Below are 22773 nucleotides of genomic sequence, written 5' to 3'. Positions count from 1 at the left end.
GGAAAAGGTTACGGTTGTGGGTAGGGATGAAATTCGCCGCGCGGTATGATGGATTCAGGTTAAAGAGCTTAACGAAACGATGAACGACGAAACGATGAAATGATGAAACGGAAAGCCCACATAACAGAAGGAGCTGAACCCCTGTGACAACAGCTATTGAATTGAGGCAGGTTACGAAACAATTTAAAGGCAAAAAGGCGGTCGACGGGTTAACGCTGACCGTGGAACAAGGAACGGTGCTCGCACTGCTCGGTCCGAACGGAGCGGGTAAGACGACCACGATTTCGATGATTCTGGGCCTTCAGGAGCCTACGAGCGGGACCGTCAAGCTGCTGGGAGGCCATCCGAAAGATCAGCGGGTTAGGGACCGGATCGGAGCCATGCTCCAAGATGTCAGCGTGATCGACAATCTGAAAGTGGCTGAGACGATCGACCTGTTCCGCCATTATTACGCGAACCCGCTCTCGCTGGAGCAGCTTCTGCTCATCTCCGGCCTGGAAGCCGAGCGGAATAAGATGGCCTCGGCTCTCTCCGGCGGGCAGCAGCGCAGATTGGGCTTTGCGATGGCCGCAGCCGGAGACCCGGAAATTATTTTCCTCGACGAACCGACCGTCGGCATGGACGTATCGTCCCGGCAGCTATTCTGGGATACGATCCGCGCCATGGCCGCGAGAGGAAAAACCGTCGTCCTGACGACTCACTATCTGGAGGAAGCGGATCAGTTGGCCGACAGAGTCGTCGTGATCAATAACGGCAAGCTGATTGCGGACGGGACGCCGAGCGAGATTAAAGCGGCAACGACGGGGAGAGTCATTTCTTTTACGGCAGGCGCAGGGGTTACACATGAACTGCTCCGTGCGATGCCGGGTGTCAGCGATATCAAGTGGAGCGGGCGGCGCGTCGAAATGTTCGGACCGGACACGGACCGGCTGCTTACCGCGCTGATCGACAAACGCGTCGATATGAAAGATATCGAAGTTCGAAGCGGCGGACTGGAAGACGCCTTCCAGACTTTAATTCAAAAAACGAATGCAGGTTAAAGGAGAGAGAGAACGATTATGAATGCGACGATTCTGAAAGCGACAATGGCCCAGTGCCGCGCGGAGCTGCTGCGGACCTTCCGGAACAAACGATTTATTTTCTTTTCGATAGTGATGCCGGTGGCCTTTTATTTTCTGTTTACGAGTACGATGGGAAGCGATACGAAGATCGGCAGTGTGGACTGGACGTCCTACTATCTCATGTCCATGACCGTATACGGCGTTATCGGCGCCAGTCTGACTTCCTTCGCCCAGCGGATTTCGAGGGAACGTACCCAGGGCTGGGTCCGCCTTCTCAGCATTACGCCGCTGCCTTCCTGGTCTTACATGGTATCGAAGGTAGCCGCCCAAGGCGTCATTAATTTATTTATCATTCTGATGATGTTTATTATCGGAGGACTCGGCAAACAGGTGGATCTGCCGGTTTCCGTATGGATCGAAAGCTTCCTCTGGATTTGGGTCGGCGGCTTCTCGTTCATGGCGCTCGGTACGCTGCTCGGTTCCATGCGCAACCCCGATGTGGTTCAAGTGCTGACGATGATTCTGTATATGGGGTTATCCGTTCTGGGCGGATTATGGTTCCCGACCGCTTCCATGTCCGGGACTCTTCAGACGATCGCCAAATTCACGCCGACCTACCGGTTGGGGCAGGGAGCCTGGAATTTGATCGGAGGCGGTTCGATCGACTGGACGGGCGTGCTCATTCTGGCTGTGTATGTCGTCGTATTTGTGCTATTATCTTCCTATATCATCAAGAGACAGGAAGCGGTTTAAATGTTTCGTCGGCAACCGGCAAGGCCCCGCGAGGGGCCCCCTTTTATTTTTACGATCATCTGGCTGGTGTATCTGATCTTCCCGGTCGTTTCGGTTCTGCAGCTTCCTTTTCCGGAGAAAATACTGGGTTCGGGGCTGCTTATCGTCTTTGTGGCGGCTTATTTGACTTCTTTTCACCGGGCTGCGGGAAGGTACTGGGTCATTCTGTTTCAGACGGTCGTTATCGGCTTTCTGTCGATCCGGTATAACGAGAACTTTATTTACCTGGCGTTTTATCCGTCTCCGGTGATCGGGATGCTGCGGAGCGTCAGGCAGATGGCCGCCGCGATAGCGGGCTTGTTTCTGATGTTCGTGGCGGTAGGCTGGCACTACAAGTTAATGAACGATGTCGATTTGTTTTTGCAGCTTCTTCCGGCCCTTGTCATTATCCTGATCATGCCGGTCGCGATGCGCATCGGACGCAGGTCGAAGGAGCTCCGGGGCAAGCTTCAACTGGCTAACGAAGAAATCGCCCGCCTGTCCAAAATCGAGGAGCGTCAGCGGATATCCCGCGATTTGCACGATACGCTCGGGCATACTTTGTCTCTCATCACGCTCAAGGGCGAACTGGCGGAGAAAATGATTCCGAAAAATCCGGAGAAAGCGGTCCGGGAAGTTCAGGATATCCAGGCGACCTCGCGGGCGGCGCTCAAACAGGTGCGCGAGCTTGTATCGGATATGAACATGGTCACGATCCGGGAGGAATTCGACCGGGCCAAGCAGATTCTTGCGGCGGGCGGCATTGTGCTGGAATTGAAAGCCGGTGAAGGCGCCGAAGACGTAGCTCCCCCGCTGATCGGCAACATTCTCGGCATGTGCCTGCGGGAAGCGGTGACGAATGTCGTCAAGCACAGCAAAGCGAAGCTGTGTATCGTGGAATGGGCCTCCGATGAAGAGGGGTACAGGCTGATCGTATCGGATAACGGAGTCGGCTTCGATAGGGACGAAAGGCAGCCGGACTTGGGTACGAACGGGCTCAGAGGCATGAAAGAGCGGCTTAAGCTGGTGGACGGGCACTGCACGTTCGAATCGGCGGGCGGCCGGGGCACCCGGGTCGTTTTTACGATCCCTAAAGTGACCAAAAACGGAGAAAAGGAGGCGGGCGGCGAATGAAGGTCATTGTCGCGGAAGATCAGGGCATGCTCCGGGGAGCGCTGAGCGCCCTGCTGGATTTGGAGGACGATATTGAAGTGATCGGCCAGGCGGCGGACGGCGCGGAAGCGCTGGAGATGATCCGTACGCTCCGGCCGGATCTTTGTATCATGGATATTGAGATGCCGAAAATGTCGGGCCTCGATGTGGCCGAGGCGCTCCAGAAAAGCAAGGACCCGTGCGGAGTCGTCATGTTGACGACCTTTTCCCGATCCGGCTATTTTCAGCGGGCTATGCGTGCGGGAGCGCGCGGCTTCCTGCTCAAAGATTCGCCGGTCGGCGAGCTTGCGGCGGCGCTCCGCGATGTGCAGGCGGGCAGGCGCGCGGTCAGCCCGGAGCTGGCGCTGACGTTCTGGGAGGCCGAGAATCCGCTGACGGAACGGGAGCGCGAGGTGCTCAAGCTGGCCAGAGAGGGGCTGTCGTCCGGCGAGATTGCGTCGCGTCTGTTCCTTTCGGGCGGCACGGTCCGCAATTACTTGTCGGAGGCGATCCAGAAGCTGGAGGCCAAGAACCGGATCGACGCCATTGCCGCGGCGGAGAAGAACGGCTGGCTCGATTAGGCCGGAGATTCGGCGCTGAGACCGGGAGTGCGGACTCGGAATGCGGACACGAACGCGTGGTCCGGCAACGGAAGCGGTAGCGGTACGGATACTCCCGGACTTCGGGCGAAAAGGACAAAAACCTCCAGTGCCATTAAGATGGCGGCTGGAGGTTTTTTTGAAGTTTTTTTCCGCACCGCGCGAAGCTCCCGGCGCGCGGTGCTCGGCGTCACATGACGGTGGTCAACCACAATCGGGACTACTCGTAAAACCGGTGCGCGTGTAAACAGCCGTAAGTTTAGACGCGCATTGGTGTGTATAGACGTGGATCGACGTGCATAGACAAGCGGCGGCAAATGCTTAACGGATCGATACCTTATATTCGCGCAGCCACGTGTCCACCTGGATCAGATACGCGAACATTTGCGGACCGGACATGAGCTGGCCGAACCAGGGGAATTCGGTCGATTCGGCTCCCGGAGCCGCCATGGCGCGCAGCGTTTTGGCATCCACAAAAGGAAGAAGCGGCGACGACGAATCGTTTAAGATCTCAAGCGCCTGCTGTTTGACCGCGGTCGCATAGTTCGGATTGTGCGTTTTGGGATAAGGGCTTTTTTTGCGGGCCAGCACATCTTCCGGCAGCACGTCTACGAGTGCCTTCCGCAGAATCCCTTTCTCGCGGTCGCCCGCCGTTTTGATGTCCCACGGGATGTTCCACACGTATTCCACGAGCCGGTGGTCGCAGAAGGGAACCCGGACTTCGAGCCCTACGGCCATGCTCATGCGGTCTTTGCGGTCAAGCAGGGTCGGCATGAAGCGGGTGATGTTCAGGTAAGACATCTCCCGCATCCGGTTCTGCTCCCGCGTTTCTCCCGCCTGACGGGGCACCTCGGCCAGCGCCTGCTCGTAGCGGCCGCGGACGTATGCCTCGGGCTTGATCCAGTCGGCGAAATCGCGCGACAGAATGCCGGCCCGCTGAGGCAGCGAAAGCGACCACGGGAACGTGTTCGCATTCAGGGCGTCTTCCCGGTGGAACCAGGGGTAGCCGCCGAAGATCTCGTCGGCCGCTTCGCCGGAAAGCGCCACCGTGGCGCCTTTCTTGATTTCGCGGCAGAACAGGTAAAGCGAGCCGTCGATGTCGGCCATTCCGGGCGTGTCGCGGGCGAGTACGACGGTGCGGAGCGATTCGACGAGTTCGGGCGTGTCGAATTCGATGTAATGATGCTCCGTGCCGAGGTACTCCGTCATCCGATTGATCCACGGGGCGTCGGAGTTGGGCTGGAACGCGTTCTCCTTGAAGTTCTTGTCGTTGTCGGCATAATCGACGGAGTACGTATTCAGCACGCCGCCGCCGCTGTCCCGGTAATGGTGGGAGGCGAGTGTCGTCAGCGCGCTGGAATCCAGCCCGCCCGAAAGCAGGGTGCAGACCGGAACGTCCGAGACGAGCTGGCGCCGGGCGGTGTCGGCCAGGAGCTCGCGGATACGGAGCGCCGTTTCCTCCACAGTGTCCGTATGGGGCCGGTTTTCCAGCTTCCAGTAAGGACGAATCGTCAGCCCGCTGCGGTCGTAAACCATAAAATGGCCCGGCTTCAGTTCGGCCAGGTTGCGGTAAATGCCGTGACCGGGCGTGCGCGCGGGTCCGACGGCGAAAATTTCGGCAAGGCCTTCGGCGCCTACCTCGGTTTTGATATCCGGATGGGCGAGTATCGCCTTCGGTTCCGAGCCGAACAGGAAGGCGCCGTCCGTGTGGCTGTAGAATAGAGGTTTGACGCCAAGACGGTCCCGGGCCAGGAACAGGGTCTGTTCCTGTTCGTTCCAGGCCGCGAACGCGAAGATGCCGTTCAGCCGCTCCAGGCAGCTCCGGTCCCATTCGACGAAAGCGGCCAGCAGAACTTCGGTGTCGCAGGAGGTCGCGAAACGGTGGCCCCGGTGTTCCAGCTCGCTGCGCAGCTCGGGAGCGTTATACAATTCCCCGTTATATACGATGGAATACGTCCGGTCCCCGTCCTTACGGATCATGGGCTGAGCGCCGTTAAGCGGGTCCATGACACTAAGCCGTCTGTGCCCCAGGGCGCAGTGGCCGGATATCCACGTGCCGGAAGCGTCAGGACCGCGGTGGACCAAGGTTTCCGTCATATTTTCGAGAATGGATGAAGATGTGGTCAGATCTTTGCGCCAGTCTATCCACCCTGTAATTCCGCACATGATGTTCACCCTTTCGAAATACGTTCTAAGCGAGTCTTTCGAGAAGACTGCCGAATGCGATGATTAAAAGGTATGCGGCGCCCGGAGCGAAAATGTCTGTCCCCCCGGAAGAACCGGAAGAACCGGAAGGGCGAAATCGGTTTTGTTTCCAGAAAAATTTTGTTACAATAGGATTTGGTAGAAGAAAACTCCCCCTGCAAGCGCTATCGGGGAAATCATGCTAAAGGTGGACTGTTATTGATGAAACGTAAATACGCCAGGGCGCAAATCGATTATTTGGCGGCCAAAGAACAATTTCTCGCAGCCAGCCAGCAGGCTGACAAGAAACTGAACGACATGAGACAAGACGGTGCGGAAATCGGTCAGAAAGAAATGGAAGATGCGATTGAACGCAGCGGTTTCCATAAAGCTTTCAATGAACTTCGCCAGGCGGAGAACCGTCTGATCGAGTGGAGCCATTTCACGATCAAGAACGAAGGCGAGTTCAAAGAAAACAAAGCGGCTTTCGAGAAGCTTTACAACGAAGTGAAAACGAAGCCGGAAGCGCGCGCGGTTCTGGTGGACATGGCCATGAGACTGGAAGCGGAAGCTTAAGATCTTTCCTGAACGGACAAGCACTTATACGTATAGAGAACCGAGGAGCGCCGGCTTGACTGGTGCTCTTTTTCTTTTTTTCGCGGAACCCGGCATGCTTTCCCCCAAAGCCCGGACATACTAAGACGGCTTCACGAAACTTACTTCCCGGGGAGGGCTTGCGGAGATGGACAGTCATTTCATCAGCAAACTGCATGACACTCAGCGTAAAGACGAACGCAACCGGAGGACGCAAGGCAAAAACCGCCCGGACAAACGGCTCCCCAACAAACAGCACTGAGCAGTGCCGCTTTGACTATTCCGTTCACCGTCCCTTTGCGGCGGAGGCCGGAATAAAGGAAATCGACAAACGGGCGGGGGTGATGAACATGGCGAAGGTTTCGAAAGCGACCAAAGGCAAAAAGTACGAAGTAAACGCGGAATTTGCCGAGGAGATGGAGGCCAAAAACGTCAAGCATTCGGCCCAGAACAACCTCAGTCACGGGACGGCGAAGTAAGCGTAAGGAAGAGAAAAGCCTGCTGCGGCTGCAGCGGGCTTTTTGACGCGGACGCATAAGAAGGCGGAAAAGTAAATAAACTGAAGGGAAGAATACACGCTATTAGGTATAAAAATGATGAAATAATTGATAATAACGCGATTAATATTTATTTTCTATGACTATTTTCACTTTTTATATTGACATCATGTAAACGTATACATATACTTGATTTAATTAGTTTGTTAGTCATTTTAACTAAGTAAGGTGGTGATTGGGCTTGTGATCGGCAAGGGGAAAACGGGAAATACGAAATTAGTGAAACAAATGAACCGGGAAGGCATTTTGTACCAGCTGCGCCAGCATCCCCGCTTGTCGAGAGCCGAATTGTCGGTCCGGACAAAGCTGAGCAGACCCTGCGTTTCCTCTCTCGTGGACGAAATGATCCATGAAGGACTTATTCATGAAGTGGGAACCGGGGAGTCGAAGGGCGGACGCAAGCCGATTCTCCTTGAATACAACGTGCAGGCGTATACGGTCGTCGGGGCCGTTTTTGAAGGCAGTGAGCTGGAAATGGCCATTGCCGATATGAAGGGCGAGCTGCTGCATCATGTGCATACCCGCCTGGAGCAGCCGGTTGACGGCGATTCCGCTCTGGAAGCGCTCAAGACGAACCTGGATACGCTGCTTGAGAAAAGCGGGTTCGGCCGCGACCGCGTTATCGGGATCGGCGTCGGCCTGCCGGGTATTACGCAGAAGCGCAGCGGCACCGTCAGCTACGCGCCGAGCACGGGCTGGATGAACCTGCCGGTCGGGAAGGAAATCGAAGAACGGCTCGGCATTCCCGTTATTCTCGACAACGACGTCAATATGATGACGATGGGCGAATTTTACGGGGGCGCCGGCTCGGGGGTTTCCAGCCTGGTCTACATGTATGTGGGAACCGGGATCGGGGCCGGGATTATCATCGACAAGCAGTTTTACCGAGGCAGCAAAGAGGCTGCCGGCGAAATCGGCTACATGCTAATCGGCGGCGACCGGCTCCGCAGACAAGGCGAATTCGGCGTTTTCGAGAAGAATTACTCCGTTACCGGCATCTGCGACAAAGCGAAGGCTGCGGGCCTTGCCGTCGATCCCGGGCGCAGCATCCTGCGGCAGTTGGTCGAACAGGCGGATCAAGGAAGCCGCCAGGCCGGGACGCTGCTCGAAGATGTTTACGTCCACTGGGCGTCCGGGATCGCCAATACCGTCAGCGTGCTGGACCCGGAGCTGCTCATCCTGAGCGGCGAGATGGTCCATCTGAGCGAAAGCGGCCTGACCCGGATCCGCGAGCTGCTTGCGCAGTGGGTTCCGGTGCTGCCGGACATCCAACTGGCGGGGCTGAGGGAGCGGGCAGGTTTGCTGGGGGCCGTCCACAGTGTACTGGAAGCGTTTCCGTCCGCCCAGCCGGCCAGATCCTCCGGATCTGCCGGCGCGGATTAAACGATACAATCTAGAACTAGGGGGAGTACAAGTGAAAAAGAAGATGACCAAATGGACTAGTTTGACTCTTATCGCGGCAATGGCTGTCGGCCTGTCGGCCTGCGGCGGCGGTGACGACGGTGCGAAGAAGGGTGCCGAAGGCGCCGGCGGCGGAGCCGCTTCCGGTTCCCAGAAGCTCGTGATTTACACGGCCCGCGACAAGAACGTGGTCGACGAGATTTTGCCGAGATTCAAAGAGAAAAATCCGGGCATTGACGTGGAAGTCATGACGATGGGCGCCCAACAGGTTCTGGAGCGTATCCGCGGCGAGAAATCGAATCCCCAGGCGGACTTCTGGTGGGGAGGCACGCAGTCCTCTTTCATAACCGGGGCCGAGGAAGGACTTCTTGAGCCGTATAAGCCGACCTTCGCGGATAATGTCGCGGCTGAGAACAAGGACGCTCAGGATCGCTGGTACGGCGAAATGCTGCTGCCCGAAGTGATCATGTATAACTCCGAGGCGCTGAAGAAGGAAGACGCGCCGAAGGACTGGGATGAGCTGCTCGACGCGAAATATAAAGATAAGCTTCTGATCCGCGGCGTTATGGCGTCCGGTACGATGCGTACGATCTATTCCTCGATGATTTACCGCCAGGACCCTGCGAATCCGCAGAAGGGCTACGACTGGCTCAAGAAGCTGGACGCGAACACGAAGGAATACACGCAGGATCCGACCAACCTGTATCTGAAAATGGCTCGTCAGGAAGGCACGCTTTCCCTCTGGAACCTTCAGGATATCCTGATTCAGAAGGAAATGAAAAAGCAGCCGTTCGATTTCATTTATCCGGCCAGCGGCGCTCCGATCCTTGTAGACGGAGTGGGTATTGTCAAAGGCGCCAAAAACATGGACGCCGCCAAGAAATTTTACGAGTTCCTTTTCGATAAAGAAGAACTGAAGAAGAAAGCGGAAAAACTGTTCCAGATCCCGACCCGGACGGACATCAACAAGGATGAATTCCCGGCTTGGCTGAAAGGAATCGAAACGAAACCGCTGCAGCTCGACTGGAAAGTACTGGCCTCCAAAGAAAAAGAGTGGATGCAGTACTGGGATGAAAACATCAAGGGCAAAGGCAAGAAATAAAGCCCGAAGCCTGACAGATCCGGGTGGGGGAAGCCCCATCCGGGCCCGTTTAGGCCGGGCACAATATACGATTTGTGCCTTTGCGCCGGCGGGATAGACGTACGGATAGGCAGGGAAGTTTTACTTTCTAGGAGGGATTCCACTTGATAGAAGTCAAGCTCGATAAAGTAAGCAAGCAGTTTAACGGCGCACGCGGCGTTGAAAACGTCGACATTCACATCCAGCCGGGCGAATTCTTCACGTTTCTCGGACCCAGCGGCTGCGGCAAAACGACAACGCTCCGCATGATCGCCGGTTTCTATTACCCGACGGAGGGACGGATCATGTTCGGCGAGAACAACGTGACGTATACGCCTCCCAACAAACGCAACACCGGTATGGTGTTTCAGAACTACGCCTTGTTTCCGCACATGACCGTGTTCGAGAATATTGCTTTCGGTCTCCAAGTCCGCAAACAGTCCAAGGCGGAAATTATGGATAAGGTGACGCGCGCCCAGAAGCTCGTCCACCTGGACGGATACGGCGACCGCAGAATCGACCAGCTGTCCGGCGGGCAGCAGCAGCGGGTGGCACTGGCCCGAGCCTTGGTGATCGAACCGAATATTCTCCTGCTTGACGAGCCGTTGTCCAACCTCGACGCAAAGCTGAGGGAAGAGACGCGGCTGGAAATTAAGCGCTTACAGCTTGAGCTGGGCATTACGACGATTTATGTCACGCACGACCAGGCCGAGGCTATGTCCATGTCCGACCGGATCATGGTCATGAAAGACGGCATCGTGCAGCAGATCGGCACCCCGCACGACATTTACAACCGTCCCGTCAACCGGTTCGTCGCTTCCTTTATCGGGGAGTCGAATCTGTGGGAAGGGACCGTCGAACGCATGGAGGGCGACAGCGTGTATGTCCGCACCTCGTCCGATGTGCTTATTGCCGGACTTGCCGCCAACGCTTCGCCGGAGTGCCGTCTGGCCCTGGGCAGCAAGGTGACGGTCTCGGTCCGTCCGGAATCGATCCGCGAGGCCGCGGCTTCGGAGAGAGGCCTGGAGAACATTCTGGCCGGCAAAGTGCTGATGTCGGAATTTACGGGCGTGAGCGTCAACTACGTCGCTCAGGTCGGCACGCTGCCGATTAAAGCGATGTTTATCGGCCCCGGCCAGCGCATGCGTCACCGCGATGAAGATATCGCTTTTGCCGTCCCGAAGGAAAGCGTCTATTTCGTAGAATAAGGAGGGTGCGCCCGTGCAGACGAACAAACCGCAAGCCAAGCAGCAGCCGGCCATCCGTCCGAACAGCCGATGGACCACGATCACGACGTCGCCTTACTTCGTCTACGTGCTCATCGCGCCGTTGTTTCTGATTTTGCTTGCTTATGTCATTTATCCGTTTTTTCAGACATTTTTACAGAGTGTGAAGCTGGAAGGGGCTTTTTCGTTCAAAAATTACGCCCGCTTCTTCAGTCTTGAGCATACATCGAATCTGGAAGCGTTGTGGAACAGCGTCTACATCTCCGTACTCAGCGTTATCACCTGTGGCATCGTGGGTGTCGCGATGGCGTTCCTGCTGGAGCGCTACGAGTTTCCGGGACGCAAAATTTTGTCCGTCCTCGCGATCGTGCCGATGGCTCTTCCGCCCCTGATCGGGGTGCTGTCCTTCTCGTTCCTCTACGGGGACAGCGGCATTATCCCGCGTGCGCTTCAGAAGCTGTTCGCTCTCGATCACGCGCCGCTTGCGCTTAAGGGCATCTGGGGGGTCATCGTCGTCCATACGTTCACGATGTACACCTATTTCTATATGACGGCGTCCACCGCCATCAGAGGTCTGGACCCGTCGCTGGAAGAAGCGGCCGCCAATCTGGGCGCCGGACGTCTGCTCATCTGGCGTAGAGTCATCCTTCCGATGCTGACGCCGGCCATCATCGCGGCTTCGCTGCTCGTCTTCATGATCTCGATGGCGTCCTATACGGCGCCGCTCGTGTTCGGGATCGACCGGACGCTCACCATGCAGATTTACTTGTCCCGCACGAACGGGGACCTCGACATGGCGGCGACCCAATCGACCCTGCTGTCGATCGTTTCGATCCTGTTCCTGATTATGATGCGCTGGTACCAGAACGCGCGGAACTATCAGAACATGAGCAAAGGCGTCAGCGTCCACCGGACCGAAGTGAAAAGCAAGGCGGGCAAGTACACGGCGATGGTGCTGTCGTTTATCGCCACGCTCGTGCTGATGCTGCCGATTCTCGTCATCGTCCTGCTTTCCTTCTCCGAAGACAGTACATGGACGGTCCAGGTCCTTCCGCCGGAGTATACGCTCCAGCACTTTAAAGACCTGTTTACCGATCCGAAAACATGGCGCCCGATCGCCAACAGCTTCAAGATGAGCTTCGTGGCGACCATCGGCAACCTGCTCTTCGGCGTTGCGGCGGCTTATGCCATCGTGCGGATGAAATTCAAGGGCAAAACGCTGCTCGACATCCTGATTATGCTGCCATGGGCGCTGCCGGGTACGGTCGTAGCCGTCAACCTGATCACGGCCTTCAGCGAACCGAACGCATTCTCGTTCAACCAGGTTCTGATCGGCAGCTTCTGGATTTTGCCGCTCGCTTATTTCGTCCGCCACCTGCCGCTGATCTTCCGGTCGACATCCTCGACTCTGATGCAGATGGACAGCTCGGTAGAGGAAGCGGCGCGCAACCTTGGAGCTTCCTGGTGGTACAGCTTCCGGCGCGTTGTCTTCCCGATGGCTCTGAGCGGTATTCTCGCGGGAACGCTGCTGGCCATGGTGGAGGGCCTCGGCGAGTTCGTAGCGTCGATCCTTCTGTACACGAATAACACGACACCTATGTCGGTTGAAATTTTCCAGCGCATGTACGCGTTCGAATTCGGTACGGCATGCGCCTACGGGGTCTTGCAGATTGTCATGATCATTCTCGTTCTTTTCGTTTCCAGGAAGCTGACCGGCGGCAACGCCGGGTCCGCTATCTGACCCGAGCTACGGTTCATTATCGTCAGGTCGCCGGCCGTTCCCCCGCGGAATGCCGCGACCGCCGCGATTTTGATAAAGGCAGGGAGTCATGCAGGATTCCTGCCGCCACTTTTTACGCCTGAGGAGGAGAAGCGATTGAGTCAAGCAAGTGCAAACAGATGGATGAAAAAGTGGGTGGCAGCCGCCGTCTCGCTGACGGTTGTCGGAACCGTCGCCCTACCGGCGGCGCCGCAGACAGCCTCGGCCGATAGAGGGGTTGTCGATCTCTGGAAATCGATCAAGCCGCTCACCACAATCGCCAGTGCCATGAATACGGGGGCTCACCCCGACGATGAGCACAGTGCTACACTCGCGTATGTATCTCTCGGTCAAGGGGTTGACACGTCCAGTGTCATCGCCAACCGCGGAGAAGGCGGACAGAATGAAATCGGCAGCGAGCTCGGAAATGCCCTCGGCATTATCCGGACCCGGGAACTGCAGGAAGCTTCCAAAATCACGAACATTACGCTGGCCAACCTGAGCGTGAAGCTCGACGATCCGATCTACGATTTCGGCTTTTCCAAAAGCCCGGACGAAACGCTGGAGAAGTGGGGCGAATCCGTCGCCTACGAGCGGCTGATCCGTCAAATCCGCCAGAAGCGGCCGGACGTGCTGATTCCCGCATTTCTGAACGAAGCGTCGACTCACGGTCATCACCGGGCCATCAACGTTCTGACGGTACGGGCGTTCAAAGACGCCGGCAATCCGGCTATTTTCCCGGAGCAGCTTAAAGAAGGCCTTGCCGTATGGCAGCCGAAAAAGCTGTACCTGCCGGCCACGGACAAAGAGTACGACGTCGCTCTTCCGGTCGGAGACTACAACGAAATTTACGGAGCCTCCTACTCGCAGCTTGGGGAAGAATCCCGTTTTATGCACAAAAGCCAAGGCATGGGCCGCCATGTAGATGAAGGTCCGGGAAATTCCTATTACAAGCTGGCAGGCACCGCCGGGGACAACAAGACAGCCGTTTCCAAAAGCAGCTCGCTCTTCGACGGGATTTCCTTTACATTCGAAGATCTTGCCAAAGAGCTGGACACCAAAGGCAAAGACAACAAGATCGTCAAAGATCTGAAAACCCTGCAGCAGGATGCCAATGAAGTCGTTGCCGCCTATCCTAAATTCGCGAACGTCGCACGCGAGGTTCATGAAATGAAGGCGGACGTAAAGTCAGCGATTGAAAATGTGGAAAAATCCACTTTAGATGCTTCTGTTAAAACTGATCTCCTTCACAGATTGCAGGTGAAAACCGATCAGCTTAACAAAGCGAGCATGGAAGCGGCCTCTCTAACCGTTAAAGTGAAGCCCGTATCGGGCGAGCTTGTAGCCGGACAAACGGCGAAGGTAGCGGTCACCGCACACAGCGGCGGCAGCGTGGATATCTCGGACATCGCGATGAAGCTGAATGTTCCGGAAGGCTGGACGGCCAAGGCGGCGGGCGCCGCCGAGTTCAAGAAACTGGGCTACAACCAGACGGTCAAAACCGAGTTCGAAGTGACCGTTCCGGCGAAATCCGCCGACTTCAACCCGTACGCCCTGCCGCTCATCAGCGCTGATGTTACATACACAGCCTACGGCACGCAGGCGGCGGTCCATGCGGTACCGGACAACGCGGTTGCCGTTCTTCCGGCAACGTCCTTGACCCTCAGCCCGGAAGCGGCCGTGTTCAATACGCTTAAGCCGGACGAAGCCGTGCCGGTTAAAGTAACCGCCCGCAATTACGCGCCGGGAGCTTCCAAAACAACCGTTTCGCTGAAAGCACCGGAAGGCTGGACGGTCGAGCCCGCTTCCCTGGACGTAAGCTTTGCGGCGAAGAACGAAACGAAAGCCGTCGAGTTTACCGTGAAAGCGCCGAAGGGCGTGAAACCGGGCAAGGTGGACATTTCCGCCGTGGCGACAGAAGGCCAGACCGATACGAGCCGTACGGTGCAGGTCATTTCGTACCCGCATATCGGCACGACTTATTACGTGAAACCGGCGACTCTGACGATTCAAGCTTTTGACCTTAACATGCCGCAGAATCTTAAAGTCGGGTATGTTTCCAGCGGATTCGATAATATCGACGCCGTTCTGCGCCAGGTAGGCGTTAACGTGACGAATCTGGATGCGAAAGCGATCCAATTCGGGGATCTGTCCCAATACGACACGATCGTGCTCGGCATTCGCGCTTACGCGTTCCGTCCCGAGCTGATTCCGAGCAACCAGCGTCTGCTTGATTACGCGAAAAACGGCGGCAACCTGGTCGTTCAGTACCATAAGCCGGAAGACAAATGGACGCCGGACCTCGCGCCGTATCCGATCAAAATCGGTCAGCCTCTCATTCAGTGGAGGGTAACGGACGAGAATTCGAAGGTAACCATGCTGGCACCGGATCACAAGATCTTCAATACGCCGAACAAAATTACGGACGCCGACTGGCAGAATTGGATTCAGGACCGTTCGGCCTACAATCCGGCTGAGTGGGGCAAGGAGTACACCGAACTGATTTCCAACGGCGATCCGGGCGAAAAAGAATTTACGGGCACGTTCCTGTCCGCCAATTACGGCAAAGGCACGTACACGTACAGCTCGCTTGTCTGGTATCGTGAAATGCCGAGTCTTGTTCCGGGCTCCATCCGGATGTTCGTGAACATGATCAGCCTGAAGCAGTAAGCTTGGCAAGCCGAACTTATACCGTTTTTTGATTTCAAAAAGCTCTATGATTCACTCCTTATTTAAATGAAGAAAGACCGCAGCGGGGGATCTTCCGATCCTCCGTTCTATCGCGGTCGGCTTGGTCCGGCAGCAGGAACAAATCAAAGAAACCGGAGGGGACAGTTATGAAGGCCCTAGATATCCACGGAAGGCATGCCGAGGACGCTTTCAGAAATGCCGCCTTTGCGGTCGTTCCGCTGGGAAGCTTGGAGTACCACGGTCCGCATTCTCCGCTGGGGACGGATTTTTTTCTCGCTCAAGGCTTCGCAGATCTTATTGACCCGGGGTTAAATCCCCTCGTTTATCCGGCTATTCCTTACACGGCATGTCCGGGCAAAACGGGAGATTATCCCGGCACCATATCCATTGATCCGGCCGTGTTTCACCGGTATTTGAGCGATGTGCTGGAAGGCATCTGCCGTTCGGGGTTCAGACGGATCGTGCTGCTCAACGCCCATGACGGCAACATTGGAGCTTCCAGGACGGTTGCCGAGGAAGTAACTTCCCGCTGGAAGGATGCAAGCTTTCTCCTGATCAACTGGTGGCAGTTGGCTGCTGCGGACGCTCCGGAAAAGCTCGGATTTTTTCAAGGGACGACAGGAAGAGGACACGGCGGGCCTTACGAAATGTCCGCTGTCAAAGCGTTCCGTCCCGATCTGGTTCATGTATCGGAAGAAGATGCGGAATTGACTCCGCCTCCTCCGCTTTCCCCGATGCCTTACGTATTGGTGGAAGGCACGCCGGAAGGCTGGGCGGGCTACACGGGTCACATCCGCCAGACTTCTCTTCAAACGGGTGATTGGATTGTAGGCGAGGTCACGGCCAACATGAACGCTCTCATTGCGAACTGGCTCGGCCGGCCCGCTCCCTGAACCGCGCACCGCTTGCCTGTCACAAACATATAGAAAGTATCACTAGGAGGAATGGACCGCATGAGAAACCGCGAACAGATCTTACAGGAAGAAGGCGCCGCCTTTCCGGGGCTGACCTATACGGAAGCTGTGCTTAAACCCGCTTTTAACGAAGCGAAAGCAAGTCTTCTCGGCCCGATGATGGCAATCAATAAAGCACACCTGATCATGCTTAAAGACCAGGGGCTCGTTACCGAAGAGGAAGCGTCGCAAATTGCGGACGCGATCCGCGGACTGGATCTGGAAGGGCTGCGTCAAGCCGAATATACGGGACAGTTCGAGGATTTGTTCTTCCAAGTGGAAAGCGACCTGCTGGAAGCGGCCGGAGACATCGCCGGCAATCTCCATCTGGCCCGCAGCCGCAACGATATGGGCATCTCGATTTACCGGATGGTGCTCCGGGAGAAGCTCCAGACGACGATCCGGGGAGCGCTCGCCCTCAAAAGCCAACTGCTCGCCTTCGCCGAGGAGCACGCCGAAACGATCATGATCGGCTACACGCACACCCAGCAGGCACAGCCGACAACGCTTGCTCATTACATCATGGCGGTGGCGGATTCGCTCGACCGGGATGTGCGCCGTCTGCAGGCCGCCTACGCCAACTGCAACCGCAGCAGCATGGGCTCCGCCGCTTTGACCACCTCCGGGTTCAATATCTCCCGGGAGAGAATGCAGGAACTGCTCGGCTTTGACGAGCTGATTTACAACTCCTACGACGCCATCGGCGGAGCCGATTATGTCGGTGAGATTGCTACGGCCGTACAACTGGCCGCCATTAACCTCGGCCGCTCTTCCCAAGATTTCCTGCTGTGGTGCACACAGGAATTCGGTGTTCTGCGCGTAGCCGACCCGTACGTCCAGATTTCGTCGATCATGCCGCAGAAACGCAATCCGGTCTCGTTCGAACACATGCGCTCGCTTCTTTCGAGCTGCGTGGGGAACACCCAGACCGTACTGACGATGATGCACAACACACCGTTCGGCGACATCGTCGACACGGAAGACGACATGCAGCCGTACGCATGGAAAGCTCTGGCTGTCCTCAATCAAATGTACCGCCTCCTGTCCTGCGTCATCGGTACGATTCACGTGGACAAGGATGTGCTGCGCAAGCGGACGGAAGGCAGCTTCGCTACCGTGACCGAGCTTGCCGATACTCTGGTGCGGACCGACAATCTCTCTTTCCGCAAAGCCCACCACATCGTCAGCGGAGTCGTGAAACGCGCGGTATCCGAAGGGCTGGCCGCCAACGAAATATCGCTGGCCATGGTTAACGAGATTGCCCGTCAGGTGATCGGCCGCGACTTGTCGATTACAGAGGAAGCGTTCCGCAGCTCGCTCGACCCTGTCCATTTCGTCTACATCCGCACCCTGCCCGGAGGACCTGCCCCGGACGAAATCCGCAGCACGATCGCAGACCGCCGCAGCCGTCAGCAGACCCAGGAAGCCTGGCTCCGGGATTCGCGGAGCAAAACGGAAGAGGCGCTGTCGCATCTGGATGCGGCGCTTGAAGGATGGAGCTCCGGTCAATGAAGGGACGCAGCATTCCGCTGCTTGCCGTAGACGGCGGTGGAACCAAGTGCCTGGCTGTTTTTACCGATAGGCAGGGAAAAATAGAAGGAACCGGCCGGGGAGGTTCCTGCAATTACCAGACGACAGGCAAGGAAGCCGCCGTGGATGAGCTGGTGCGGGCCATGAAGATCGCCAAGGAGGAGCTCGGCGAGTCTCCGGACGAAACGCTGCGCGTCGAATGCGCGGTCTTCGGGATGGCCGGGCTCGATACCGGTTACGACCGGCAGATCATTGAAGGGCTCGTCCGCGAAGCCCTCTCCAGAGCGGAGATTCGGGCGGACCGGGTCGTCGTGGAGAACGACGGACTTGCCGCGCTGCTCGGAGCGACGGACGGCAAGCCGGGCGTCCTGCTTATCGCGGGCACCGGCTCCATCGTTTACGGCGTCAACGGGCAGGGACGCAGCGCCCGGGCGGGCGGCTGGGGCTACCGGGTCGGAGACGAGGGCAGCGCCTACTGGATCGGCAAACAGGCCCTCACCGCTATCCTGCAGACCCTGGACGGCAGGCAGGGACCGACGAGTCTCGCCCGCAGAGTCCTGCCCTATCTCGACCTCCGTTCGGAAGAGGAGCTGTACAACTGGGTGTATTCGGCCGACTACCGGGTAGACACCGTTGCGGAACTGTCGCTGCTTGTCAGCGATTCCGCTCGGGAGGGAGACGCGTCCTCCCTGCGTATTCTCGAGGCCGCCGCGGATGAGCTTTTTTACGGGGGGCGGGCCGTTATCGAAAAGCTTGGAATGACAGACACTTCCTTCACTTTGATCCTCCAGGGCGGGGTTCTCCAGAATAATGAGTTTGTGCGGAGCCGTTTAACGAAAAAATTGCGCGAATTCGCCCCTTCATGTAATCTGGAAGAAATAAAAAAAGAACCGATTTACGGAGTGATCGCCCAGGGACTCAGCCTGCTGCCGTAAATCCGGAGGAGGTTGGGGGACGTTATGAGGAAAACGCTGCTCTTTGTGTTTGCGCATCCGGACGACGAATCGTTTGCCTGCGGAGGCACGATGGCCAAATACGCGGAGAGTGGACATGCTGTCCATCTGGCCTGCGCCACATCCGGCTGCAAGGGCAAAACGGGGGAGTACACGTTTACCTGCAGGGAAGAAATCGCGGTGTACCGGGAAGGGGAACTCCGCCGGGCCGCCGCCGTTCTCGGTGTTGAGCGGGTTCATTTCTACCGTTATCCGGACGGAGACCTGGCCGAGGTCCGTGAAGATCTCCTGGCCGCCCGTGTGGCCGCGACGATTCTGGACCTGCAGCCTCATCTCGTCGTCACGTTTCCCCCGGACGGAGTAACGGGGCATCCCGATCATATCGCCATCTCCAAGGCTGTGCTGCGGGCGGTCAAGGAATTGGACGCGGAAGGCGGGGCGGCGCCCGACCTTTATTACGCGTCCATTCCGAACTACTACGACCACTGCGGGGACTGCGGCCCGTCCGAGTGCTGCCCCATTACGGCGCGCGTGAATATTTCGGAATTCCGCAGCCGCAAGGGTGAAGCGCTCCAGGCGCACAAAAGCCAGGTGTATTCCGTGGATCGGGCCTACCCCGGCGTCATGCACGGCGACTACTCGGTGATCGGGCCCTACGAATACTTCACGCTTGTGCGGCGGGGCGGACAGTCAACCGGATTAAACAAATGCGCCGGTGAAATTCCGGTCGTTGAACTGGTCTGATATTCTTTTTAATTAAGCAGCTCAATAAACGAGGCCGGCTTTCCTTCGACAGGGAGGCTGGCTTTTTTTACGTGTCCAGCCTTAGGAAAGGACAAGGTGAGCAGCGAGTTGGAGGACCCGCCCGAATTCCGTTCTTTGATTTCCTTCCGCTAATCCGGTACACTTTATGGATGATCTTTTGCAGGAGGAACTGCGGGAGAATATTTCAAAATCAGCCGGGACGAGTCCGGTTTTGAGGTGGAACTTTTGACTCATTCCTACGACAATGTAGTTTTATTTCCCAAAACGGCCGCTTCCTACGAGAAGCAGATGACTCAGATGTTGGAGCAGGAGCGCTATGAAGAGGCGGTCCGCCTGCTTCGCTACCTTCTGCAGTTCGCCAGGGACGATGCGGAGAAACAAGCCCAGTGGAGAGCTCTTCTGCAGTGGCTGGAAACGATGTTCCCGGAAACTCTGTACGACGATGCCGTCATGCAGGAGGGCGGTGAAGAGGAGGAAATTACCGAGGAAGACCTCAAGCGCCAGTCGGTGGCCGGAAAGTCCGCGGAAGGCCGGCAGTATGTCGGGCGTCTGCTGGACATGCTTGAGGACGGTACGGATATGGAGCGTCAGATGATCGCTCTGGAGCAGCTTGCTTTTGCGGAGGACGACCGGATCGACGAGTTTGTAAAAGAGTGGCTCCATACGGCCGAGAGCCATCCGTTCGTCCAGTTCAGAGCTCTGCAGATGCTGAAGCAGCGGGGAGGAAAAGGCCCTGTCGTGCTTGCGCGCGCGCAGAACAAAATGGTGCTCCGCATCGAGGATACGCCTCTGAACCTCGAAGAATTTCCGGACCGGATACGCGAAATGGTATACCGGGTTCAGCAGATCAGCGAGTCGGAGCAGCCCGATTTCGGTTTTTTCGCCGAGCAGACGTGGCTGGAATTTCTCAAGACGGTGTACGGCACGGAATTGTACACGTCCATGAGCAGCTGCAGGGAAGAAGAAGTGGACGTCTGGGCGAGCGCTCTGCATACCGTTCTTCACGAATCTTTATTCGGGAGCGCGGACAGGGAGCATATGCGGGAGCAGTACGGAATCACCGCTTCCATGCTGCAGGCGTGGGGCGAAGCTTACGCTTGTCTGCAATCTTTTATCCGGGCTTTGTACACGGGCGGCTAAAATAAAGCCATTCCTGTCATTCGCTTGAAAAAGCAAGGGTTTGTGGTATACTAGAATGGTTATAATGGCCACTAAAAGGCTTACGGGCCTAATTATGAGGTCAGAACGTGAAAAAATACTTGTCAGGGTACATTTTTGGAGGGGAAAGCATAAAATGAAAGCAAGCTGGGAAAAAATAGAGAAGAACACTGCAGTTCTTGATATCGAAGTGGAAGCGGAGCAAGTAGCCGACGCTCTCGACAGAGCTTTTAAGAAAGTCGTAGCCAAAGTAAACGTTCCGGGATTCCGTAAAGGTAAAGTGCCGCGGTCCATTTTTGAAAAGCGTTTCGGCATCGAAAGCCTGTACCAGGATGCGCTGGACATCATTCTGCCGGAAGCTTACATGCAAGCCGTTCAAGAAACGGGCATCGAGCCTGTTGACCGTCCTGAAGTGGACGTTGAACAATTCGGCAAAGGCCAAGCCCTGAAGTTCAAGGCGAAAGTAGCCGTGAAGCCGGAAGTGGAACTCGGCGACTACAAAGGCATCGCGATTCCTGCAGCGGACAGCGCGGTAACTCCGAAGGAAATCGACGAAGAGCTGGAACGCCTGCAGCAAAGACACGCTGAGCTTGTCGTGGTTGAAGAAGGCGCGGCGGCAAACGGCGACATCACGATCATCGACTTCGAAGGTTTCGTGAACGGCGAAGCGTTTGAAGGCGGCAAAGCGGAGAAGTACTCCCTTGAGCTGGGCTCCAACAGCTTCATCCCTGGTTTCGAAGAGCAAATCGTCGGCATGACCAAGGACGAAGAGAAGGACATCGAAGTGACATTCCCGGAAGAATACCACTCCGAGCAGCTTAAAGGTCAAGCGGCTACTTTCAAAGTGAAGCTGCACGACATCAAGCGTAAAAACCTTCCTGAGCTTGACGACGAGTTCGCTAAAGACGTAAGTGAATTCGACACGCTCGAAGAGTACAAGCAGGACATCGCGAAGAACCTGGAAGAGAAGAAGAAGCAGGATGCTGAAGTTCAGCGCGAAACAGCCGTGGTCGAGAAAGCCGCTGCCAACGCGAACGTTGAAATTCCGGCTTCCATGATCGAAACCGAACTCGACCAGATGGTAGGCGAATTCGAAAGACGTCTGCGCATGCAGGGCATGACGCTGGATCTGTACTTCCAATTCTCCGGCCAGAACGTGGACGTGCTGAAATCTCAAATGAGAGAAGACGCCGATAAACGCGTTCGCAACAACCTGGTTCTCGAAGCGATCGCGATCGCGGAGAAAATCGAAGCGACGGACGAAGACGTGAACGCCGAGCTGGACCGTCTTGCCGAGCAGTACCAGAAATCCGTTGAAGAGCTTCGCTCGATCTTCGAAGCTAACGGCAGCCTGGAAGGCATCAAGCAGGATCTGGCTGTTCGCAAAACCGTAGACTTCCTGCTCGCCAACAGCACGGAAGAGAAAGAAAAGCCGGCTAAGAAAGAACCGAAAGCTAAAAAAGCAGCGAAAGAGGAAGCCAAGGAAGAAGCGGCCGAGTAATCGCCTCGCCTTCCCGGGCACTGCACGATCCCGACAAAAGCTGTATAATAGGACACATACAAAGGCACGTAATCCAAAGCGTGCCTTTGTTTTACCCGAAAACAGCCGCGGAAGCGAGATTTATCGGGATTTATCCTAAAAATGACTTTACCTTTTAAACATGGTAAAATGAAAAGTAAGTACCCGCAAAGGAGTTGGTCCAATGAGTCTTATCCCTATGGTTGTGGAGCAAGAAGCCCGTGGTGAGCGTTCCTACGACATCTATTCTCGCCTGCTCAAAGACCGTATTATCTTTATCGGCAGCGCGATTGATGATGATGTGGCTAACCTTGTCATTGCCCAACTGCTGTTTTTACAGTCCCAGGACGCAGAGAAAGACATTCACGTATACATTAATTCTCCGGGTGGCTCGGTAACGGCCGGACTCGGAATTTACGATACGATGCAGCACATCAAACCGGACGTGTCGACGATTTGCGTAGGCATGGCAGCGAGCATGGGTTCCCTGCTTCTGACGGCCGGTGCGCCCGGCAAGCGTTTTGCCCTGCCGAACAGCGAGGTTATGATCCATCAGCCGCTGGGCGGTGTCAGGGGGCAGGCGTCGGATATCAAAATCCACGCCGACTGGATCATCAAAACGAAGCAGAAGCTGAATAATATCTATGTGAAGCATACCGGCCAGCCGTATGATAAAATAGATCGCGATACTGATCGCGATAACTTTATGAGCGCGGAAGATGCGAAGGCGTACGGATTGATCGACGAAGTCATCACTCGAAGCGACCTGAAATCTTAAAG

General features: G+C 56.3%; 20 protein-coding genes. 19 read left to right on the top strand and 1 reads right to left on the bottom strand.

Annotated elements, in window-relative coordinates:
- Positions 1-143 precede the first annotated feature (143 nt).
- Genes PCH01S_RS15055 through PCH01S_RS15040 form a run of 4 tightly spaced genes read left to right on the top strand, consistent with a single transcriptional unit; the run spans position 144 to position 3565 of the window.
- The gene (locus tag PCH01S_RS15055; protein WP_042230568.1) at positions 144-1040 is read left to right on the top strand and encodes an ABC transporter ATP-binding protein; all 897 of its coding nucleotides are present in this window, start codon (positions 144-146) and stop codon (positions 1038-1040) included.
- A gap of 18 nt (positions 1041-1058) precedes the next feature.
- Positions 1059-1814 carry an ABC transporter permease gene (locus PCH01S_RS15050; protein ID WP_042230566.1) on the top strand — a complete coding sequence of 252 codons (756 nt, stop codon included), beginning with the start codon at positions 1059-1061 and terminating at the stop codon, positions 1812-1814.
- A complete protein-coding gene (locus PCH01S_RS15045) occupies positions 1815-2966 on the top strand; it encodes a sensor histidine kinase (protein WP_042230564.1) in 1152 nt (383 codons plus the stop codon).
- Positions 2963-3565 carry a response regulator transcription factor gene (locus PCH01S_RS15040; protein WP_084706609.1) on the top strand — a complete coding sequence of 201 codons (603 nt, stop codon included), beginning with the start codon at positions 2963-2965 and terminating at the stop codon, positions 3563-3565. Before PCH01S_RS15045 ends, PCH01S_RS15040 begins: the two co-directional genes overlap by 4 nt.
- A gap of 339 nt (positions 3566-3904) precedes the next feature.
- Here the strand turns inward: PCH01S_RS15040 and asnB are convergent, their stop codons facing one another.
- Positions 3905-5749: an asparagine synthase (glutamine-hydrolyzing) gene (gene asnB, locus PCH01S_RS15035; protein WP_042230562.1), complete on the bottom strand. Its 1845-nt coding sequence runs from the start codon at positions 5747-5749 to the stop codon at positions 3905-3907.
- Between the two features lie 240 nt (positions 5750-5989).
- On the opposite strand from asnB, the gene PCH01S_RS15030 reads away from it, so the two are divergent.
- From PCH01S_RS15030 to clpP, 15 genes are all read left to right on the top strand, one after another.
- Complete coding sequence (locus PCH01S_RS15030) at positions 5990-6343, top strand: hypothetical protein (RefSeq protein WP_042230560.1); 354 nt, start codon at positions 5990-5992, stop codon at positions 6341-6343.
- A 166-nt stretch (positions 6344-6509) separates the two neighbouring features.
- Positions 6510-6623, top strand: coding sequence for a DUF4023 domain-containing protein (locus PCH01S_RS29810; protein WP_084706608.1), 114 nt, complete (start codon positions 6510-6512; stop codon positions 6621-6623).
- Positions 6624-6711: 88 nt separating this feature from the next.
- Positions 6712-6840, top strand: coding sequence for a hypothetical protein (locus PCH01S_RS31380; RefSeq protein ID WP_255246842.1), 129 nt, complete (start codon positions 6712-6714; stop codon positions 6838-6840).
- Positions 6841-7101: 261 nt separating this feature from the next.
- Complete coding sequence (locus PCH01S_RS15020; protein ID WP_042230558.1) at positions 7102-8301, top strand: ROK family transcriptional regulator; 1200 nt, start codon at positions 7102-7104, stop codon at positions 8299-8301.
- 31 nt (positions 8302-8332) lie between these two features.
- The gene (locus tag PCH01S_RS15015) at positions 8333-9421 is read left to right on the top strand and encodes an extracellular solute-binding protein (RefSeq protein ID WP_042230557.1); all 1089 of its coding nucleotides are present in this window, start codon (positions 8333-8335) and stop codon (positions 9419-9421) included.
- 143 nt (positions 9422-9564) lie between these two features.
- The gene (locus tag PCH01S_RS15010) at positions 9565-10647 is read left to right on the top strand and encodes an ABC transporter ATP-binding protein (RefSeq protein WP_042230556.1); all 1083 of its coding nucleotides are present in this window, start codon (positions 9565-9567) and stop codon (positions 10645-10647) included.
- A gap of 52 nt (positions 10648-10699) precedes the next feature.
- Complete coding sequence (locus PCH01S_RS15005) at positions 10700-12406, top strand: ABC transporter permease (RefSeq protein WP_372011940.1); 1707 nt, start codon at positions 10700-10702, stop codon at positions 12404-12406.
- A 162-nt stretch (positions 12407-12568) separates the two neighbouring features.
- On the top strand, positions 12569-15094 hold the full coding sequence (locus PCH01S_RS15000; RefSeq protein ID WP_042230552.1) for a PIG-L family deacetylase: 2526 nt from the start codon (positions 12569-12571) through the stop codon (positions 15092-15094).
- A gap of 167 nt (positions 15095-15261) precedes the next feature.
- Positions 15262-16008 carry a creatininase family protein gene (locus PCH01S_RS14995; protein ID WP_042230551.1) on the top strand — a complete coding sequence of 249 codons (747 nt, stop codon included), beginning with the start codon at positions 15262-15264 and terminating at the stop codon, positions 16006-16008.
- Between the two features lie 60 nt (positions 16009-16068).
- The gene (argH, locus tag PCH01S_RS14990) at positions 16069-17580 is read left to right on the top strand and encodes an argininosuccinate lyase (protein WP_042230550.1); all 1512 of its coding nucleotides are present in this window, start codon (positions 16069-16071) and stop codon (positions 17578-17580) included.
- Complete coding sequence (locus tag PCH01S_RS14985; protein WP_042230549.1) at positions 17577-18533, top strand: N-acetylglucosamine kinase; 957 nt, start codon at positions 17577-17579, stop codon at positions 18531-18533. The genes argH and PCH01S_RS14985 overlap by 4 nt, the downstream gene beginning before the upstream one ends.
- Positions 18534-18557: 24 nt before the next feature.
- Complete coding sequence (locus PCH01S_RS14980) at positions 18558-19295, top strand: PIG-L deacetylase family protein (RefSeq protein ID WP_042230548.1); 738 nt, start codon at positions 18558-18560, stop codon at positions 19293-19295.
- Positions 19296-19541: 246 nt separating this feature from the next.
- Positions 19542-20456 carry a hypothetical protein gene (locus PCH01S_RS14975; protein WP_042230547.1) on the top strand — a complete coding sequence of 305 codons (915 nt, stop codon included), beginning with the start codon at positions 19542-19544 and terminating at the stop codon, positions 20454-20456.
- Positions 20457-20610: 154 nt separating this feature from the next.
- The gene (tig, locus tag PCH01S_RS14970) at positions 20611-21975 is read left to right on the top strand and encodes a trigger factor (protein ID WP_042230546.1); all 1365 of its coding nucleotides are present in this window, start codon (positions 20611-20613) and stop codon (positions 21973-21975) included.
- Between the two features lie 202 nt (positions 21976-22177).
- The gene (clpP, locus tag PCH01S_RS14965) at positions 22178-22771 is read left to right on the top strand and encodes an ATP-dependent Clp endopeptidase proteolytic subunit ClpP (RefSeq protein WP_009674201.1); all 594 of its coding nucleotides are present in this window, start codon (positions 22178-22180) and stop codon (positions 22769-22771) included.
- The last annotated feature ends 2 nt before the right edge of the window (positions 22772-22773 follow it).

Origin of the sequence: Paenibacillus chitinolyticus NBRC 15660, assembly GCF_000739915.1 — a bacterium.
In the GTDB taxonomy this organism is placed as follows: Bacteria; Bacillota; Bacilli; order Paenibacillales; family NBRC-103111; genus Paenibacillus_F; species Paenibacillus_F chitinolyticus.
The sequence above is the reverse complement of the archived record's forward strand: the minus strand, read 5'-3'. Positions and strand labels throughout refer to the sequence as shown.

Bases quoted from the DNA above. Each gene is read 5' to 3' on its own strand.
- PCH01S_RS29810 (WP_084706608.1), top strand. From the start codon at position 6,510: ATGGACAGTCATTTCATCAGCAAACTGCATGACACTCAGCGTAAAGAC.
- PCH01S_RS15030 (WP_042230560.1), top strand. From the start codon at position 5,990: ATGAAACGTAAATACGCCAGGGCGCAAATCGATTATTTGGCGGCCAAA.
- PCH01S_RS15000 (WP_042230552.1), top strand. From the start codon at position 12,569: ATGAAAAAGTGGGTGGCAGCCGCCGTCTCGCTGACGGTTGTCGGAACC.
- asnB (WP_042230562.1), bottom strand. From the start codon at position 5,749: ATGTGCGGAATTACAGGGTGGATAGACTGGCGCAAAGATCTGACCACA.
- PCH01S_RS14995 (WP_042230551.1), top strand. From the start codon at position 15,262: ATGAAGGCCCTAGATATCCACGGAAGGCATGCCGAGGACGCTTTCAGA.
- tig (WP_042230546.1), top strand. From the start codon at position 20,611: ATGAAAGCAAGCTGGGAAAAAATAGAGAAGAACACTGCAGTTCTTGAT.
- clpP (WP_009674201.1), top strand. From the start codon at position 22,178: ATGAGTCTTATCCCTATGGTTGTGGAGCAAGAAGCCCGTGGTGAGCGT.
- PCH01S_RS14980 (WP_042230548.1), top strand. From the start codon at position 18,558: ATGAGGAAAACGCTGCTCTTTGTGTTTGCGCATCCGGACGACGAATCG.
- PCH01S_RS14985 (WP_042230549.1), top strand. From the start codon at position 17,577: ATGAAGGGACGCAGCATTCCGCTGCTTGCCGTAGACGGCGGTGGAACC.
- PCH01S_RS15045 (WP_042230564.1), top strand. From the start codon at position 1,815: ATGTTTCGTCGGCAACCGGCAAGGCCCCGCGAGGGGCCCCCTTTTATT.
- PCH01S_RS31380 (WP_255246842.1), top strand. From the start codon at position 6,712: ATGGCGAAGGTTTCGAAAGCGACCAAAGGCAAAAAGTACGAAGTAAAC.
- PCH01S_RS15050 (WP_042230566.1), top strand. From the start codon at position 1,059: ATGAATGCGACGATTCTGAAAGCGACAATGGCCCAGTGCCGCGCGGAG.
- PCH01S_RS15040 (WP_084706609.1), top strand. From the start codon at position 2,963: ATGAAGGTCATTGTCGCGGAAGATCAGGGCATGCTCCGGGGAGCGCTG.
- argH (WP_042230550.1), top strand. From the start codon at position 16,069: ATGAGAAACCGCGAACAGATCTTACAGGAAGAAGGCGCCGCCTTTCCG.